Origin of the sequence: Streptomyces sp. HUAS TT7 (genome assembly GCF_051550175.1) — a bacterium.
Classification (GTDB): Bacteria; Actinomycetota; Actinomycetes; order Streptomycetales; family Streptomycetaceae; genus Streptomyces.
Genome location: NZ_CP196175.1, coordinates 4231317 through 4247334 on the forward strand (window position 1 = coordinate 4231317; position 16018 = coordinate 4247334).

Here is a 16018-nt window from a genome sequence, read left to right on the forward strand (position 1 = left end):
GGCCCCGGCCCCTTTTCTCCCCGCCGTTCCGGGCGGGATGCCAAGCCTGATCAAGTGAAGGAATCTGCTGGTGAACGCAGTAAACGAAGCGATGGGCTATGCCTATCTGGTGGTGGCCGTGGGCCTGCTGGCCCTCGCCATCTGGGCGGTGGTGTGGTCGGTGCGCTATGTGTGGGCCGACAAGATGGAGCGCCGCAGCATCCGCCAGGCCGTACGGATCAGTTGGGGCTGGAAGCGGCTCGCGCAGATGGCCGGGCTGTCGGTCACGGACAAGATGCCGACCGCGCTCGCCTCGGTGATGACCACGGACGGCAACAAGGAGATCAAGCCCCGGGTTCTGACCCCGCGTCTGAAGGTGAAGCCGGACCGGTTCGGCGTCATCGCGCACGCCAACTGCCTGCCCAAGGTGGGCTTGGAACAGTTCCAGAAGGCGGCCCCGTTCCTGGCGGACGCCTGGCGCTGCACCCGGGTGTCTGTCCTGCCGGACAAGCCGGGCTCGGTCATCATCCGGGGCGTGCGGGTCGACCCGCTGATCACGCCCACCACGCACGTCCCCACGGGCAAGCCTCCGTGCGACATGACGGTGTGGGACCTGGGCGTGGACGAGTACGCCATGCCCGTAAGCGTGTCGCTGCGCGATGTGCCGGGGGCGACCGTGGCCGGACTTCCGGGCTACGGCAAGACCTCCTGCATCGTGTGCTTCATCTGCGACCGCGCCCCCTCCCCGCTGGTGCAGATCGCCATGGCCGACGGCAAGGTCTCCAAGGCTCATGAGGGCGACTACGCCGACCTGGCAGACCGGTTCTTCGCCTTCGTCGGTGACGACCTGGCCGAAGCCAATGCCCTGTTCAAGCGGCTCGTACAGCTCCGCCGTGACCGCTCGGCGGCGATCAAGGATCTCCTGGGCGTCAAGAACATGTGGCACGTCGGCCCGTCCGAAGCGTGGCCGCTGGTCGTCCTCGTCATCGACGAAGCCCACACCTACTTCCGCGACCACAAGGGCTCGGACCCGGCCACCAAGAGGCTTGCTGCGCTGGCAGCGGAGAACGCCCGGCTCGTGGAAGCGCTCGTGAAGATGGGCCGCAGCGTCGGCATCTTCGTCCTCCTGGCCACGCAGAAGTCCACGGGCGACGCGATCCCCACGTTCATCCGCGACGTGTGCCCGGTCGGCCTGTCCTTCGCGCAGAAGACGGCAGAAGCCGCCGTGGCCGCCCTCGGCGACGACGTCCGCAACTGGCCGGACGCCAACCCGATCAACCTCCAGGACCCGGCCTATGTCGGCGTCGCCTCGATGTCGAGCCCCGGCCGGGTCGGCTTCACCCGCATCCGCACCCCGGAAGTCTCCGACACCGACGCCGCCCGCATCGGCGCCGAAACCGCGCACCTGACCCGCGACCCGGCCGCCCTCCTCAAGCAGCTGGCCGCCTCACGCGGCTGGAACAACTGGGACGACACCACCGACCTCGACCTCCCGGAAGCGGCCTGACTCCCGCCCGTGCAACGCCACTTCGACACCTCGAAGGGAGGTGAACCCCTTATGTCTGAAGACCGGATCACACAGCGCACGGTGACCGTGGTCATGGGCGTCATCGCAGCCCTGGCGTTCGTCTTCTCCTTCGGCAACGTCTGGGCCCTCGCGCTCCGCCTCGGCGTCCCCGCCCCGGTCGCGCCACTCATCGCCCCGATGGTGGACCTGTCCGTGGTCGGCCTCCTGGTCGCCCTGCGCTACCTGTCCCTGCACGGCGTCCCCGCCACGGAGCTCAAGGCGGCAACCCGCCTGATGCACCTGTCCGGCCTGCTCACCCTCGCCCTCAACATCGCCGAACCCCTCGTTGCCCGGCACTACGGACGCGCCGCCGTCGATGCGGTCGCCCCGCTGCTCCTGCTCGGCTGGGGCAGCGTCGGCCCGGCCCTCCTGCGCCACTTCCACGCCACCACCCACCCCACCCCGGAACCGGTGGCGCCCGACACCCCGGCCCCCGCGCCCGCCGTGGAAGACGACACCGCAGAAACGATCCCCCCGCCCGACACGGCACCCGCCCCCGGACCGCTCCCCGCCCCGGCACCCCCGGCCGTGGAGACACCCCGCCCGGCGGCGCCACCGGCACCGGCACCGGCCCTGGTTGTGGTTCCGGCGCCCAAGGTCCCGGCGCCCCTGCTGGACACGGCCCGCTCCATCGCGGACTCCCATCAGAAAGAGCACGGCGAGCCCATCACCGCCGTTCAGCTCAAAGCCCGGCTCGGTGTCCCGCTCCCGCTTGCCACGGCCGCACACGCGGCCCTGACCGGCTGACCCATTCGGCCGGCACAACTCCCCACCCCACCTGGCCCTGTTCCTGGGTCTGGTCCGGCATGCCCCTGTGCAGCGCCAACGCGCCTTCTACAACCTCCTGTTGGCGCTGCACAGGGGCCCTGCTCCTCACCACCGCTCTAGGAAAGGAATCCGGTTCCATGTCCCGCGCTCTGCGTCTGCCGCACGTGTCCAGCCTCGCCGTGCGTGACCTCATCGACCTGGCGAACGGCGACGACTTCGACGGTGTGACCGCACAGATCCGCAACCTTCGCGGCTGCACCAGCCCCGTCAATCTCACCGGCTTCACGGAGACCCGGCACGCCACGACAGGCGAGCGGCTTCGCTACTACGCCTCCAGCCAGGAACCCACCGGCCGCCTGCTGACTCCCTGCGGCAACCGCCGCGCCACCCGCTGCCCCGCCTGCTCCCGCCTCTACGCCGCCGACACCTACCACCTGATCCGCGCCGGACTGTCCGGCGGCAAGAACGTCTCTGAAACCGTCCGCTCCCACCCCCGTGTATTCGTAACGCTCACCGCGCCCTCCTTCGGACGCGTCCACAACCACCGCACCACCCCGACCGGCACGCCCCGCCGCTGCGCCTGCGGCACCCACCACCCCGAAGACGCGCCCGAACTCGGTACCCCGCTGAACCCCAAGACCTACGACTACACCGGCGCCGTGCTCTGGAACGCACACGCCGGTGAGCTGTGGGGCCGCTTCACCACCTACCTGCGCCGTGCACTCGCCGTGCACTTCCGTGTCACGCAGAAAGCGTTCAACGACTCCGTTCGGCTGTCCTTCGCCAAGGTCGCCGAGTACCAGAAGCGGGGTCTTGTCCACTTCCACGCGGTGGTCCGCTTCGACGGACCGGACGGACACACCACGCCCCCGCCCGCCTGGGCCACCGTGGCCGCCCTGAAAACCACCGTTCCCGTTGCGGCCCGCCGCGCCCGGCTCACCCTGAACACCGACGCAACCGGCGAACGGGAAGTCGCCTGGGGCCGCAAGATCGACGTACGCGAGATCAAGGCCCTGGGGGACGGCAAGGACACCGAGCAGGCCGTTGCCTCCTACGTCGCCAAGTACGCCACCAAGAGCGCCGAGGGAACCGGCACCGTTGACCGCACCCTGATCTGCCGCCCCTGCAACGGGCGCGGCCACGTCAAGGCACCTGACGGCTTCTTCAACCCGTGCGAGTCCTGCGAGGGCACCGGACAGTCCGAACCCATCAAGAACCTGTCCGTGCACCGCCACGTCCGCCAGATGATCCGCACTGCCTGGAACCTCGGCCACCTGCCGGAACTCGCCCACCTCAAACTCTGGAAGTGGGCCCACATGCTCGGATTCCGCGGCCACTTCTCCAGCAAATCCCGCGCCTACTCCACCACCCTCGGCGCCCTGCGCGACGTACGCCGAGCCTGGCGCATCGCCCAAGCCGAACGCGTCCGCACCCGCGCCGGACACCCCACCCCCGCCGAGGAAATCACCCTCGTCGTCTCCCACTGGTCCTACATCGGCTCCGGCTACCGCCCCGGCGAAGAGTTCCTTGCCGCCCAGACCCGCCACGAAATCGCGCTCGCCCGCGACCACGCCGAACGCATCAAGACCGAAGGAGAGGACCACCTGTGACCGCCGCACCTCCCAAGGGCGACGCAAAGCTCACCCTGGCCGAAGCGCTCGACGAGATCGGCATGTCTCGGGCCGCGTTCTACCGGATGCGGGCCCGTGGCAAGGCACCCCAGTGCCTCAAGATGCCCAACGGGCAGATACGCGTGCGCCGTTCGGACCTGGACGCCTGGTGGGCAACCTGTGAGGTGCCCGCGTGCTGACGTACGACGTGAAGATCTGGAGCATCCGCAAGCGCGACAAGGCCACGCCCTACCAACTCCGCTGGCGCGTCGGCATCCGGCCATTCTCCAAGAGCTTCAAGATCAAGGCACAGGCGGACGGCCGCCGGTCCGAACTCCTCACCGCGCTGCGCAACCGTGAGCAGTTCGATACGGAGACCGGTCTTCCCGCATCCGAGACGCAGGCGCTCAAGTCGCCCAGTTGGTTCGCGCACACGTTGGCGTACAGCGAGATGAAGTGGCCTGGCGCCTCGGCCAAGCACCGCGCGAGCATCGCTGACGCCCTCTCGACAGTGACGCCCCGGCTCGTTAAGGACAGCCGGGGTGCCCCGGCCCCGAAGGTGCTCCGGGCGGCGCTGTATTCCTGGGCCTTCCGCTTCGTCCTGGACGACGAAGGGGCATGGCGTCGGCGCCTGGACGTGGCGACTCCTCCTGAGGACATCGCGGCGGCCCTCGCCTGGATCGGGCGGAAGTCCATGGACATCACCAACCTGAACACCCCTGCCGTGACCCGCTCGGCGCTCGACGCGCTCACGTTGAAGCTCGACGGCAAACCGGCAGCTGACAACACGGTGAAACGCAAGCTGACCGTGTTCAGCAACTGTCTGCGGTACGCCGTAGAGCGTGAGGTCCTGGCGACGTTCCCCCTCTCCAAGGTGGACTGGACGGCCCCGGAGACTGACGACGAAATCGACTTCCGGTACGTCCCTGGCCCCAAGCTCGCACGGAAGCTGATCGACGCTACGGCCACTCAAGGTGCCCGTGGTCGGCATCTCAGAGCGTTCTTCGGCTGCCTCTACTACGCGGCCAATCGCCCTGGTGAGGCGACCAGCCTCCGTGAGGAGGACTTCACCCTTCCCGAAGAGGGCTGGGGGGAAGTGGTGCTGTCCACCAGCACGCCGCGCGTCGGCTCAGCCTGGACGGACACCGGCGAGTCCTTCGACACGCGCGGCCTCAAGAAGCGGGCCCGGAAGGCGACGCGCTCCGTACCGATCCCGCCCGTCCTGGTCGGCATGATTCGCGAGCACATCAAGGAGTTCGGGGCCGCCGAGGACGGACGGCTGTTCCGCGCGGTCCAGGGCGGCCACCTGCTGTCCAAGGAGTACGGGGAGGTGTGGAAGGCAGCCCGACTCGCGGCGCTCACCGAGTCCGAAGCCGAGTCCCCCTTGGCCGACGTGCCGTACTCCCTGCGGCACGCTGGCGTCTCCCTCTGGCTTGCGTCCGGCGTCTCCCCTGCGGAAGTCGCCCGCCGCGCCGGTCACAGCATCGCGGTCCTGTTCCGCTTCTACGCCAAGGCGATTCACCGGAGCCAGCAACGCTCAAACCAGCAGATCGAGCGGGCCTTGGAAGCGGCAGAGGAGGAGTAGGAGAGCACGCACCATGGGCCCCTTGTGGGACAACTCAGGCGCCATCCCCACCCAATCTACGGGTCGGGGGTGGCGCCTTTCGTGCTGCTGGGCTTCGTGGCCCGTGGTCCACACACGACCTCATGAGGCGGCCCTGACCTGCGAGTTTCTACCTCCGCCCGCTGGAATCCCGGTCCACATCGGGTCCACACACGATGATCCAAAGCGCTACAGGGGCGGATCAAGGTGAGACAGGCCCCACGGAAAAGGGGCGCCCCGGAAACGGGACACCCCTTCTGACCAGCACACACGCTGACCTGCTGCGGTGGGTGTGGGATTTGAACCCACGGTGACTCGCGCCACGACGGTTTTCAAGACCGTTCCCTTAGGCCGCTCGGGCAACCCACCCACGCCCCGCCGACCAGCGGCGGAAGCGGCTACAGCCTACCGGCAACGGGTCAGTTGCTGTCGCCCTTGCGTTCGCCGAGGGTGATCGTGACCGTGGTCTCCTTGCCGTTCCGCTGGTACGTGAGGGGGACCTGGTCGCCCGGCTTGTGCGTCCAGATCTCGCTGATCAGCGTCGGACCGCTGTCGATGGGCATGTCGCCGAACTTGGTGATCACGTCGCCGGGCTTCAGACCGGCCTTGTCCGCCGGGCCGCCCGGGGTGATCGGCTGCTGGCTCGCGTTGCCCTGCGGGGAGATCTGGGCGCCGTCCGTGCCGCCGCCCGGGGCCGCGCCGTTGCCCTGCTGGATGCCGACCGAGGCGCCGATCACCGGGTAGACCGGCTGGCCGGTCTTGATGAGCTGCTCCGCGACGTTCTTCGCCTGGTTGATCGGGATGGCGAAGCCGAGGCCGATCGAGCCCGCCTGGGACTGGCCCATGCCGCCGGTGCCCGCCGACTGGATCGCCGAGTTGATGCCGATGACCGCGCCGGCCGAATTGATCAGCGGGCCGCCCGAGTTGCCCGGGTTGATGGAGGCGTCGGTCTGCAGGGCGCTCATGTACGAGGCCTTGGATTTCTGGCCGTCGCTGGAGGCCACCGGGCGGTTCTTGGCGCTGATGATGCCGGTGGTGACGGTGTTGGAGAGGCCGAAGGGGGCTCCGATCGCGATCGTCGAGTCGCCTACGGCCACCTTGTCGGAGTCGCCCAGGGCCAGCGGCTTCAGATCCCCCGGGGCGTTCTTCAGCTTCACGACGGCCACGTCGTAGCCCTGCGCGCGGCCCACCACTTCGGCGTCGTACTTCTTGCCGTTGGAGAAGGTCGCGGTCAGCTTGCCGCCGCCGCTCGCCGCGGAGGCCACCACGTGGTTGTTCGTGAGGATGTGGCCTTCCTTGTCGTAGATGAAGCCGGTGCCCGTGCCGCCCTCGCCGTCGGTGCCCTGGGCGTCTATCGTCACCACGCTCGGCAGCGACCTGGCTGCCACGCCCGCGACCGTGCCCGGGTCGCGCTTGAAGTCCTTGGGGGTGTCCGAGGACGCGACCGTGGTGGAGCCCGAGCCGTTGCCGTCCCGGTCCGCGGCGAAGTAGCCGATGGCTCCGCCGATGCCGCCGGCCACCAGGGCGGCCGCGACCACCGCGGCGATCAGCCCGCCGCCGCGCCTGCGCGGGGCCGGGGGCTGCGGGGCGCCCCAGGGCTCGCCTCCATTGCCCCCGCCGCCGCCTCCGTAGGAGGGCAGCGTGGGCGGGGGAGGCGGCCAGCCCGCTCCGCCGCTCTGCGGGGGAGCCGACTCGTGCGCCGCGTACGCCGGCTGGGCCGGAGCCCCCGGCGTCGCGGGCATCGGCTCGGTGACCGGGTCCGGACCGGGCTGCGGGGCCGGCGTGGACGCCTGCGGTACGGCCTCGTGGACCAGCGTGCTCTCCGCCTCGCCGGCTACGGCATCCGAGGGAGCGGGGGCGGCGGGAGGTGCAGCAGGTGCAGACGACGGGGCAGGCGGGACGGCCGGGACCGCGGTGCCCTCGTTCTCGGTGCTCACAGCTTGCTCTCCTCGGTTTCCACTCGGCCCTGGGGACGGATCGGCGGGCTGGCTGATGTCGGTGGTGCGGGTGGTGCTCAGCGGTCGTGCCGGGCGCCGGCGTGGAGCCGCGGCGACAACCATGGTGCGCCAGGGGTCTGACATCGGATCCTGCACTGTGCAGATGACCGCACTCAGCTTTTCCCACCGCACGTCAGGCCACTGTAAGCAGGAGCTGTGTATTCGTGCGCCAACCTGTGACCCGACGGTGGCACGATGACGCGGTGACCCAAGCACGGCAGCACAGCCCGCACACCCCAGACCACACCCGCGTCCAGGTGGTTGCCCATCGAGGAGCCTCCGAGGACGCCCCCGAGCACACTCTCGCCGCGTACATGAAGGCGATCGAGGACGGGGCCGACGCCCTGGAATGCGACGTCCGCCTCACGGCCGACGGGCATCTCGTCTGTGTCCACGACCGGCGCGTCAACCGCACCTCCAACGGCCGCGGTGCCGTGTCCGCCCTGGAGCTCTCCGAGCTCGCGGCGCTCGACTTCGGCTCCTGGAAGGACAGCGAGGAGAGCCCGGACTGGGGGGACCGCGAGTTCACGTCCGTGCTGACCCTGGAGCGGCTGCTCGAACTCGTCGCGGACGCCGGGCGCCGGGTGGAGCTCGCCATCGAGACCAAGCACCCCACCCGCTGGGCCGGCCAGGTCGAGGAGCGTCTCCTCGACCTCCTCAAGAGGTTCGGCCTCACTGAGCCGCCGCCGGCCGGTGAAACCTCCCCGGTCCGCATCATGAGCTTCTCCGCGCGCTCCCTGCACCGGGTCGCGGCTGCGGCCCCCGACATCCCGACCGTCTACCTGATGCAGTTCCTCTCCCCGCGGCTGCGCGACGGGCGGCTGCCGGCCGGGGCGCGGATCGCGGGCCCCGGCATGCGGATCGTGCGCAACCACCCGGCGTACATCGAGCGGCTGCACCGAGCCGGGCACCGCGTGCACGTCTGGACGGTGAACGAGCCCGAGGACGTGGATCTGTGCGTAAGCCTCGGAGTGGAGGCAATCATTACCAACCGCCCCAAACAGGTTCTGTCCCAACTGGGCCGCATGTAACGCCCATTACAGGGAGTGCACCGGCGCGTTCGCTCCGTATCCGATCGTGACGAATGCGTCGCCCGTCGTCGGTTGGCCGGTTTCCGGTCCAGTCCATTGGGGCATCCACACCGTGGCGTGGGGCGAAGGAGGTCTCGGGGGTGGCGTTGGTGGTGGCACAGGAGGTGCCCACGTCGTCGAGCATGGCCGTACCCCATGGCCCTGCGGGCGTGGGCAAGGCGAGACACCGGATGCGTGAGCAACTGCTCGGCAGCGGGGTGTCCGAGCCGGTCGTGGACGATGCCGTTCTGATCCTGTCCGAACTGCTCAGCAATGCCTGCCGGCACGGCAGGCCACTGGGGCGGTCCGACATAGGCGACGGCGACATCGAGGCAGCTTGGCGAATCGACAAGGCAGGGCGGCTGACGGTCGAGGTGACGGACGGGGGCGGCCCGACACGGCCCGTCCCGGCGACACCGTCGGTGACCGCGCGCGGCGGCCGGGGGCTGAACATCATCAGCGCCCTGGCCCAGGACTGGGGCGTCCGGGACAGCGCGTCCGGCGAGGTCACCGTGTGGGTGATCCTCACCGCGGGGCACCGTCACGACGATTTCGCTACGCGCGTCACAGGGCCGACAGCGGCGGTGGCGGGCCTGGAGTTCGCGGACGCGTTCGACGACCTGGACTGAACAGCCCCGGGCCAAGGCCTGGCAGGCGCGTACGACCGGGGCGGCGCGCGTTACGACACCCGGAGGCACGCCGGCAGCCTCCGGGCCAGGCCGGGCAACCGGCGCTGCCGCCCGTGGCCGTTCCCTACGGCTAGGCTCGCGCCCGACACAGCGACACCGCACCACCGCAGTCGGGAGAGCCACACCATGGCCAAGAAGCGTCCGCAGGCGAAGGCCGTCAAGCCGCAGATCAGCGACGGGGAAATCCCGGTCGTCGGGGCTCGTGAGCCCTGTCCCTGCGGCTCCGGCCGCCGTTACAAGGCCTGTCACGGGCGGGCCGCCTCGCATGCCGTGACCGAGCTGGTCCAGCGTCCCTTCGAGGGCCTGGCCGGCGAGTGCGACTGGGTCGCGCTGCGCGAACTGGTCCCGGCCGCGACCGTTCCGCTGACCCTGAAGGACGGGCTGCCCGAGGGCGTGCCGTCCGTGACGCTGGCGACCGTGCTGCCGATGGCGTGGCCGGCGCTGCGCCGCGAGGACGGGTCGGTACTGATCGGCCTGCAGAACGAGACCCCCTCCGGCGACATCAGCCGCGACCTCGCCGACACGCTGAAGCGCGCGCTGGTCGCCGAGCCCGGCTCGCCGGTCGCCGCCCGACGCGCCGAGTCCGACGGCGTACGCCTTCAGGACCTGCTCGACCCGGCCGCCGCGTTCGAGCCGGAGGTGCACACCGGCTTCGAGTTCTGGGTGCCGGACGCCGACAGCGCGGCGACCGAGGTGACCGCCTCCCTGGAGCGCGCCAACGCCGCCGCGATCCCGACCGTACGGCTGAAGTCGGTCGACTCCTCGTACTGGTGCGAGACCCCCGAGAAGAACCACTTGCGGTGGGTCATGCCGTACCCCGAGGAGAAGCTCCTGGACGCGCTCGCGCGGCTGCACGCGGCGGGGACGTCCTCGCTCGGCGAGGGCACCCGGCTCGTCGGCTCCTTCCGGGCGCACGGCCTGACCGTGCCGGTCTGGGACCTGCCGAGCGACATGGGCGCCGAAGAGTGCGAGAAGCCGGCCGCCGAGTTCGCCGAGCGGCTCGCCGGGGCGCTCGCCAACGAGGACCCGCTCACCGCGGACGAGCGCCGGGCCCGGGGCGGGCTCACCAACCGCCAAGTGACCCTCAGCTGAGAGTGACGGTGGGGACGGTTTCGGTCGACCGACAGGTGACTCCTGTCACAACTCGCCGTACGCACAGGTAAATCGGTGTCCGAATTACCGAGATCGAATTTGCGAACGACAGATCTCTTGTTACCGTTCTAAGAGCCCGGTCGCTGGTGCATCCCCCGTCGCCAGCGATCGGGCCCTTCCATTTGCCGGTTCGGTCAACGAGCCGTGGGTTCCGTGGAGTTGCTACCGGAACGCAGGAGCAGCGGTGAGTCCTCTCCCGCCCCGGAGAACTCCGACACCGCCGAATACGCCCCCGCTCCGGCGAACCGCCCCAGCTCGTTCTGGTGCGGGGTTTCACAGGAATCCGGCTGGTCGTCGGCCGCCACCTGGCAGTTCGTCTCGACGGTCCGGCCGTCCGGGCCCATCAGCGTGAGGACCGCGCGCAGCTCCTGGCCGGTGGCGTTGCGGTAGTAGGCGCGCGCCCAGATGTCGCGCCCCCGGTTCAGCACGCAGGTCTGCGCCTCGACCCCTTCGGGGGAGACCAGTTCGGGTCCGCAGTGCGCGGCAGCGTCCTCGGGGGCCGGCAGCAGTGGCTTGTTCACCCGCGCGAGGGCATGGGTCAGGGGGCTTTTTGCGTCATCCGCCGCGCCCCCGCTCTCGGGCCCTCCGGCGGGCCCGGCGGAGGCCGCCAGCGGGAGCAGCACGGTACCCACCACTACGGCCGTGAGCCCGGCCATGCGGAGGTGCTGGAGATTCATGGAGGGACCCACCTGCCCTGGAATTCCTGATGGTGGGCCGAAGGTATCCACGGAAACCGCGCGCCCCGTGGTGCGCTCCCCCAATTCCCGTACAACCAGGGCCCGCTCACACACGAAAGAGTGAAGGCGGCTCGGGAACCGAACCGCCTTCTCGCTCATTGGGCGTCCCGGCTCCCACGTGCTTCCCGGGGCCGCCCGTTCTCAGTACGCCAGCCGGCTCCCGCCGTCCGGTGCGCTGGTGCTCGCCTCGACCAGCGCGTCCACCACCGCCTCCACGTCCGGCAGCCAGAGCCCGGCCGCCCCCAGCGGGGGACGCTCCCAGCGGATCTGGCCCTTGCCGGTCTGCGACGGGGGCAGCACCAGATATCCGCCCTCGCTGTGGAAGCGGAGCGAACTGGGCACCCAGTCCTTGGAGTAGAGCAGCTCGCCCAGGCGCTCCATCGAGTACGGAGCGACCAGGAGCGACCACCGGGTGGGGGTCGCCACGACCGGGCCGAGCCGCACGCCCATGGAGTCGAGGGCGGCGAGCGCCCGGGCTCCGGCGACGGCCGGGAGGCTGATCGCGCAGGGCGCGCCGGCGCCGGTGGCGAGCAGGACCGGCGCGGCCGGCCGGTTCGTCCACCACCAGCGGATCATGCGCTCGTCGGTGGTCGCCGCGAGCAGTACGGGGTCGAAGGGGTGCGCCCCGGGCACCACACATTCGGCGTCGGGACAGGCACAGCCGCGCCCGCCCGCGGCCAGTCCCACACCGGGGAGCACGGGCCATTTCCATCGGGTCGCACAGGTCAGCGCGGCGCCGAGCTGAGCAGCCCTTTCACTGCGCCGGAACCGGAACCTGCGTCGCCTTCCGAGGATCTCGCGCATGGGCGCTCGTTCCTTTCCGTTGAACGCCGAGTCCACATCACACCATGTGTGCATCTCTTCACTGCGCGTACTTGCTCTGTGAGCTTGAGCCTGCGGTACGGGGAACCCGCCAGGACCGATCATGGGCGGTCACCACTGGCTGCGACGGCCACTGCCCGTAACCATTTAAAGCATGGCGAAGGGTGGCGCGTACGTGGCGCTTGCCGTCCTGTGTACAAAAACCCCGCCGCTCGGGGATGAGGCGTGGCCGGTCGGCTCTTAAGACGCTCAGGCCGGCCGCAAAGTTCCGAGGCCTCCTCAACTGCCCCGGACCACACCGATTACGTACCCAACGCGGTTGAAACGACGCACAGTTGAACGGCTTCAGTCGACCCCAGGGCTGGGCCACCAGGGTCATTTTTTGGCCAAGTTCAACGCCCCACGGACACCAATAGTCCCGCTATGACAATGCTGGACATCCCCTCACTTGTGCGTGTACATGTGGATGCATTGATAGCGGCGCAGAATGACATGGGGGTTTGCGATGCTATTGAGCAGAATCAACCAGTCGGAAAGCCGGCTGCCATGAGCGCCCCTCACCTGCCGAAAGTGGCTGGAATCGATCCAGCCGTTCCGCCCCCCGCGCACACTCATGCGCCTCTGCCCTCACCCGCCGCCCACACCCCACCCAGTGCGGTACTCCAGGACCGCCTCGCCGGCTGGGTCTCCGACCTCACCACGCTGCACGAACTCACCGAGCGGCTCGCCCGCACCACCGCTCTCGACGACGCCCTGGACGAGCTCCTCAAGGCCGGCGCCGCGCTGGTCGGCGCCCGGCGCGGCCTGGTCGTCCTGGAGCCCTCCGACGGACTGGGCCCGGCCGTCACCACCGGCCTCGGGCTCGCCCACTCCGACCTCGGCCACATCGAGACCGTGCCGCGCAGCGCCACCGCGTACGGCCGGATCCTGGACGGGCTGCCGGACGCCGACGGCGGCCCCGACCTCATGGCGGACCCGGACGGGATCGACCCGCGCCACCGCGAGGTAGCGGCCCGCCTCGGCTACGCCGCCAGCTACGCGCTCCCCCTCACCACCGACGCCGCGGGCCGGCTCGGCGCCGCCGTCTGGCTCTACGACGAGAGCGCGGAGCCCGTCGAGCGCCAGCAGCACCTGGTCGGGCTCTACATCCGGTACGCGGCCGAGCACCTGGCCCGGCTCGTCGAACTGGAGCGGGCCCGCGCCCATGTGGCGACCGTCGCCGAGGAACTGCTGCCCAGCCGGCTGCCCCGGGTCGCCCACGTCCAGCTGGCCGCCCGCCACCGCACCGGGCCGCGCGGCGGCGGCGACTGGTACGACGCGCTGCCACTGCCCGAGGGCGCGCTCGGCCTCGCGGTCGGCTCCGTGACCGGGTCCGGGCCGAGCGCGGTGGCCGCGATGGGACGGCTGCGCGCCAGCCTTCGGGCGTACGCCGTCATGGAGGGCGAGGATCCCGTCGCCGTGCTCTCCGACCTCGAACTCCTGCTGCGGCTCACCGAGCCCGCCCGCTCGGCCACCGCGCTGTTCGCCTACTGCGAGCCGTCCCGGCGCAAGATCGTGCTCGCCGGGGCCGGACACACCCCGCCGTTGATCGTCGGGGACCGGCGCACCGAGTTCGTGGAGACCTCGCTCTCGGCGCCGCTGGGCATGCTGGCCTGCTGGGAGGCGCCCAGCGTGGAGATCTCGCCCGACCCCGGCGAAACGGTGCTGCTGTACACGGACGGTCTGCTGTACCGCACCGGCGATCCCATGGACAGGGCCTTCGCGCGCCTGCACGCGGCCGCGGCGAGCGTCCCCAAGACGGTCCGCGACGACCCGGAGGCCGTGGTCGACCACGTGCTGCGCACCGTGCTGCCCGACGGCCTCGACGAGGCGGACAGCGCCGAGGACGTGGTGCTTCTCGCGGCCCGCTTCGCCTAGCCACGGTAAGAGGCACTACGACCCTGGACCCCCTTCCGTACGCCCGTACGATGGTGGGGGTCCCCCGTTGGTCCTGGAGACCCCGGGGGAGTCCGACGTCGTACTTAGTGGAGGCAGACCGTGGCTGACCAGCTCACGCCGGAGACCCCGGAAGAAGCGGACGAGAAGCCCATCCAGCAGCGGAAGAACGGCCTGTACCCGGGCGTGTCCGACGAGCTGGCCGAGAACATGAAGTCCGGCTGGGCCGACACCGAGCTGCGTGGCCTGGAGCCGATCGCGCAGGCCGGCCACACCGCCGACCGCCGCGTGGCGCTCTCCAAGCGCTTCCCGGGCGAGCGTCTGGTGATCCCCGCGGGCAACCTGAAGACCCGCTCGAACGACACCGAGTACAGCTTCCGCGCGTCCACCGAGTACGCCTACCTGACCGGTGACCAGACCGAGGACGGCGTGCTCGTACTGGAGCCCGAGGGCGACGGGCACGAGGCGACGCTCTACCTGCTTCCGCGTTCAAACCGCGAGAACGGGGAATTCTGGCTGTCCGGCACGGGCGAGCTGTGGGTCGGCCGCCGGCACTCCCTGGCCGAGGCCGAGCAGCTGCTCGGGCTGCCCGCCAAGGACGTCCGCGAGCTGGCCGCCGCCCTCGCCGAGGCGACCGGCCCGGTCCGCAACGTACGCGGTCACGACGCCTCCATCGAGGCCGCGCTGACCGACAAGGTCACCGCCGAGCGCGACGAAGAGCTGCGCGTGTACCTCTCCGAGGCGCGCCTGGTGAAGGACGCGTTTGAAATCGCGGAGCTGCAGAAGGCGTGCGACTCGACCGCCCGCGGCTTCGAGGACGTCGTCAAGGTGCTCGACAAGGCCGAGGCGACCAGCGAGCGCTACATCGAGGGCACGTTCTTCCTGCGCGCCCGCGTCGAGGGCAACGACATCGGCTACGGCTCGATCTGCGCCGCGGGTCCGCACGCCACCACGCTGCACTGGGTGCGCAACAACGGCGAGGTCCGCTCCGGCGACCTGCTGCTCCTCGACGCCGGCGTCGAGACCAACGAGCTCTACACCGCCGACATCACCCGCACCCTGCCGATCAACGGCACGTTCTCGCCGCTCCAGCGCAAGATCTACGACGCGGTGTACGAGGCCCAGGAGGCCGGCATCGCGGCGGTCAAGCCCGGTGCCCCCTACCGCGACTTCCACGACGCCGCCCAGCGCGTGCTCGCCGAGAAGCTCGTCGAGTGGGGTCTGCTCGGCGACCTGGACGTGGACAAGGTCCTGGAGCTCGGCCTGCAGCGCCGCTGGACCCTGCACGGCACCGGCCACATGCTCGGCATGGACGTCCACGACTGCGCCGCCGCCCGCACCGAGACGTACGTCGGCGGCGAACTGGAGCCGGGCATGTGCCTGACCGTCGAGCCCGGTCTGTACTTCCAGGCGGACGACCTGACCGTGCCCGAGGAGTACCGCGGCATCGGCGTCCGGATCGAGGACGACATCCTGGTCACCGAGGACGGCAACGAGAACCTCTCCGCCGCACTGCCGCGCCGCGCGGACGAGGTCGAGGCGTGGATGGCCCGGGTCAAGCAGGCCTGATCCAGCACCGCTCACGCGCCCGGGGCGCGCCGCTCAGGACACCTTGAGCAGCGCGTCCTCGCGCCATTTCAGGATCTTGTCGAAGCTGATCACCGCGCCCCGGCCGGGCCGGTTCCTGAAGTGCACATGGTCGGCGAGCTGTTCAATCAGGCCGAGGCCCCTGCCGTGTTCGGCCAGGACGCCGGTTCTGACCGGGACCGCGGCGCGCCGGCCGCGTCGTACGGGAAAGCCCGGCCCCGAGTCCGCGACCTCGATGCGGCACTTCTCGCCGTCGAGGTAGGCGGTCACCCGGTAGGCCGCCGACGCGCTGCCCGACACGGCGTCCCCGCCGTGCTCGACCGCGTTCGCGCAGGCTTCGCTCAGCGCGACCGACAGGTCGTAGGAGATGTCGGGGTCGACCCCGGCGGTCTCCATGGTGCCGAGCAGAAGACGACGGGCGAGCGGAACGCTCGCAGCCTCGCGCCGCAAGTGGAGAGACCACCAGATGCTCATGCTCCAGCCTCCTGGCTGCGGCTCGACA

Annotated in this window: 14 protein-coding genes and 1 tRNA gene; 10 read left to right on the forward strand and 5 right to left on the reverse strand. The window is 70.3% G+C overall.

What is annotated here, in order from left to right; translation table 11 throughout:
• Positions 1 to 70: 70 nt before the first annotated feature.
• The 5 genes from ACSHXC_RS19080 (at position 71) to ACSHXC_RS19100 (ending at position 5509) form a co-directional block, all read left to right on the forward strand.
• Positions 71 to 1486 carry an FtsK/SpoIIIE domain-containing protein gene (locus tag ACSHXC_RS19080; RefSeq protein WP_438292709.1) on the forward strand — a complete coding sequence of 472 codons (1416 nt, stop codon included), beginning with the start codon at positions 71 to 73 and terminating at the stop codon, positions 1484 to 1486.
• A gap of 51 nt (positions 1487 to 1537) precedes the next feature.
• Positions 1538 to 2293: a DUF2637 domain-containing protein gene (locus ACSHXC_RS19085; protein ID WP_438292710.1), complete on the forward strand. Its 756-nt coding sequence runs from the start codon at positions 1538 to 1540 to the stop codon at positions 2291 to 2293.
• A gap of 158 nt (positions 2294 to 2451) precedes the next feature.
• Positions 2452 to 3924: a replication initiator gene (locus ACSHXC_RS19090; protein WP_438292711.1), complete on the forward strand. Its 1473-nt coding sequence runs from the start codon at positions 2452 to 2454 to the stop codon at positions 3922 to 3924.
• Complete coding sequence (locus ACSHXC_RS19095; protein ID WP_386033550.1) at positions 3921 to 4124, forward strand: helix-turn-helix transcriptional regulator; 204 nt, start codon at positions 3921 to 3923, stop codon at positions 4122 to 4124. The genes ACSHXC_RS19090 and ACSHXC_RS19095 overlap by 4 nt, the downstream gene beginning before the upstream one ends.
• Positions 4118 to 5509: a tyrosine-type recombinase/integrase gene (locus tag ACSHXC_RS19100; protein WP_438292712.1), complete on the forward strand. Its 1392-nt coding sequence runs from the start codon at positions 4118 to 4120 to the stop codon at positions 5507 to 5509. Before ACSHXC_RS19095 ends, ACSHXC_RS19100 begins: the two co-directional genes overlap by 7 nt.
• 302 nt (positions 5510 to 5811) lie before the next feature.
• Here the strand turns inward: ACSHXC_RS19100 and ACSHXC_RS19105 are convergent.
• A tRNA-Ser gene (locus ACSHXC_RS19105) sits at positions 5812 to 5896 on the reverse strand.
• A 50-nt stretch (positions 5897 to 5946) separates the two neighbouring features.
• Complete coding sequence (locus ACSHXC_RS19110) at positions 5947 to 7464, reverse strand: trypsin-like peptidase domain-containing protein (protein ID WP_438292713.1); 1518 nt, start codon at positions 7462 to 7464, stop codon at positions 5947 to 5949.
• Positions 7465 to 7727: 263 nt separating this feature from the next.
• Here ACSHXC_RS19110 and ACSHXC_RS19115 point away from each other — a divergent pair, with 263 nt between their 5' ends.
• From ACSHXC_RS19115 to ACSHXC_RS19125, 3 genes are all read left to right on the forward strand, one after another.
• The gene (locus ACSHXC_RS19115) at positions 7728 to 8555 is read left to right on the forward strand and encodes a glycerophosphodiester phosphodiesterase (RefSeq protein ID WP_438292714.1); all 828 of its coding nucleotides are present in this window, start codon (positions 7728 to 7730) and stop codon (positions 8553 to 8555) included.
• A 53-nt stretch (positions 8556 to 8608) separates the two neighbouring features.
• Positions 8609 to 9223: an ATP-binding protein gene (locus tag ACSHXC_RS19120; RefSeq protein WP_438292715.1), complete on the forward strand. Its 615-nt coding sequence runs from the start codon at positions 8609 to 8611 to the stop codon at positions 9221 to 9223.
• A 186-nt stretch (positions 9224 to 9409) separates the two neighbouring features.
• Positions 9410 to 10375, forward strand: a complete 966-nt coding sequence (locus tag ACSHXC_RS19125; RefSeq protein WP_438292716.1) for a DUF5926 family protein — start codon at positions 9410 to 9412, stop codon at positions 10373 to 10375.
• Positions 10376 to 10569: 194 nt separating this feature from the next.
• On the opposite strand, the gene ACSHXC_RS19130 is transcribed toward ACSHXC_RS19125, so the two are convergent.
• Together ACSHXC_RS19130 and ACSHXC_RS19135 are read right to left on the reverse strand one after the other, a co-directional pair.
• The gene (locus tag ACSHXC_RS19130) at positions 10570 to 11112 is read right to left on the reverse strand and encodes a hypothetical protein (protein WP_438292717.1); all 543 of its coding nucleotides are present in this window, start codon (positions 11110 to 11112) and stop codon (positions 10570 to 10572) included.
• 201 nt (positions 11113 to 11313) lie between these two features.
• Entirely contained in the window at positions 11314 to 11976 is a 663-nt protein-coding gene (locus tag ACSHXC_RS19135; RefSeq protein WP_438292718.1) for a bifunctional DNA primase/polymerase, read from the reverse strand.
• A 447-nt stretch (positions 11977 to 12423) separates the two neighbouring features.
• On the opposite strand from ACSHXC_RS19135, the gene ACSHXC_RS19140 reads away from it, so the two are divergent.
• Positions 12424 to 13911: a PP2C family protein-serine/threonine phosphatase gene (locus ACSHXC_RS19140; RefSeq protein ID WP_438296693.1), complete on the forward strand. Its 1488-nt coding sequence runs from the start codon at positions 12424 to 12426 to the stop codon at positions 13909 to 13911.
• Between the two features lie 120 nt (positions 13912 to 14031).
• Positions 14032 to 15498, forward strand: coding sequence for an aminopeptidase P family protein (locus tag ACSHXC_RS19145; protein ID WP_438292719.1), 1467 nt, complete (start codon positions 14032 to 14034; stop codon positions 15496 to 15498).
• A 33-nt stretch (positions 15499 to 15531) separates the two neighbouring features.
• Here the strand turns inward: ACSHXC_RS19145 and ACSHXC_RS19150 are convergent, their stop codons facing one another.
• Positions 15532 to 15990 carry an ATP-binding protein gene (locus ACSHXC_RS19150; RefSeq protein WP_438292720.1) on the reverse strand — a complete coding sequence of 153 codons (459 nt, stop codon included), beginning with the start codon at positions 15988 to 15990 and terminating at the stop codon, positions 15532 to 15534.
• Between the last annotated feature and the right edge of the window lie 28 nt (positions 15991 to 16018).

Coding starts and splice junctions, on each gene's coding strand:
- ACSHXC_RS19085 (WP_438292710.1), top strand. CDS start 1,538: ATGTCTGAAGACCGGATCACACAGCGCACGGTGACCGTGGTCATGGGC.
- ACSHXC_RS19120 (WP_438292715.1), top strand. CDS start 8,609: ATGCGTCGCCCGTCGTCGGTTGGCCGGTTTCCGGTCCAGTCCATTGGG.
- ACSHXC_RS19130 (WP_438292717.1), bottom strand. CDS start 11,112: ATGAATCTCCAGCACCTCCGCATGGCCGGGCTCACGGCCGTAGTGGTG.
- ACSHXC_RS19150 (WP_438292720.1), bottom strand. CDS start 15,990: ATGAGCATCTGGTGGTCTCTCCACTTGCGGCGCGAGGCTGCGAGCGTT.
- ACSHXC_RS19140 (WP_438296693.1), top strand. CDS start 12,424: ATGCTGGACATCCCCTCACTTGTGCGTGTACATGTGGATGCATTGATA.
- ACSHXC_RS19125 (WP_438292716.1), top strand. CDS start 9,410: ATGGCCAAGAAGCGTCCGCAGGCGAAGGCCGTCAAGCCGCAGATCAGC.
- ACSHXC_RS19135 (WP_438292718.1), bottom strand. CDS start 11,976: ATGCGCGAGATCCTCGGAAGGCGACGCAGGTTCCGGTTCCGGCGCAGT.
- ACSHXC_RS19090 (WP_438292711.1), top strand. CDS start 2,452: ATGTCCCGCGCTCTGCGTCTGCCGCACGTGTCCAGCCTCGCCGTGCGT.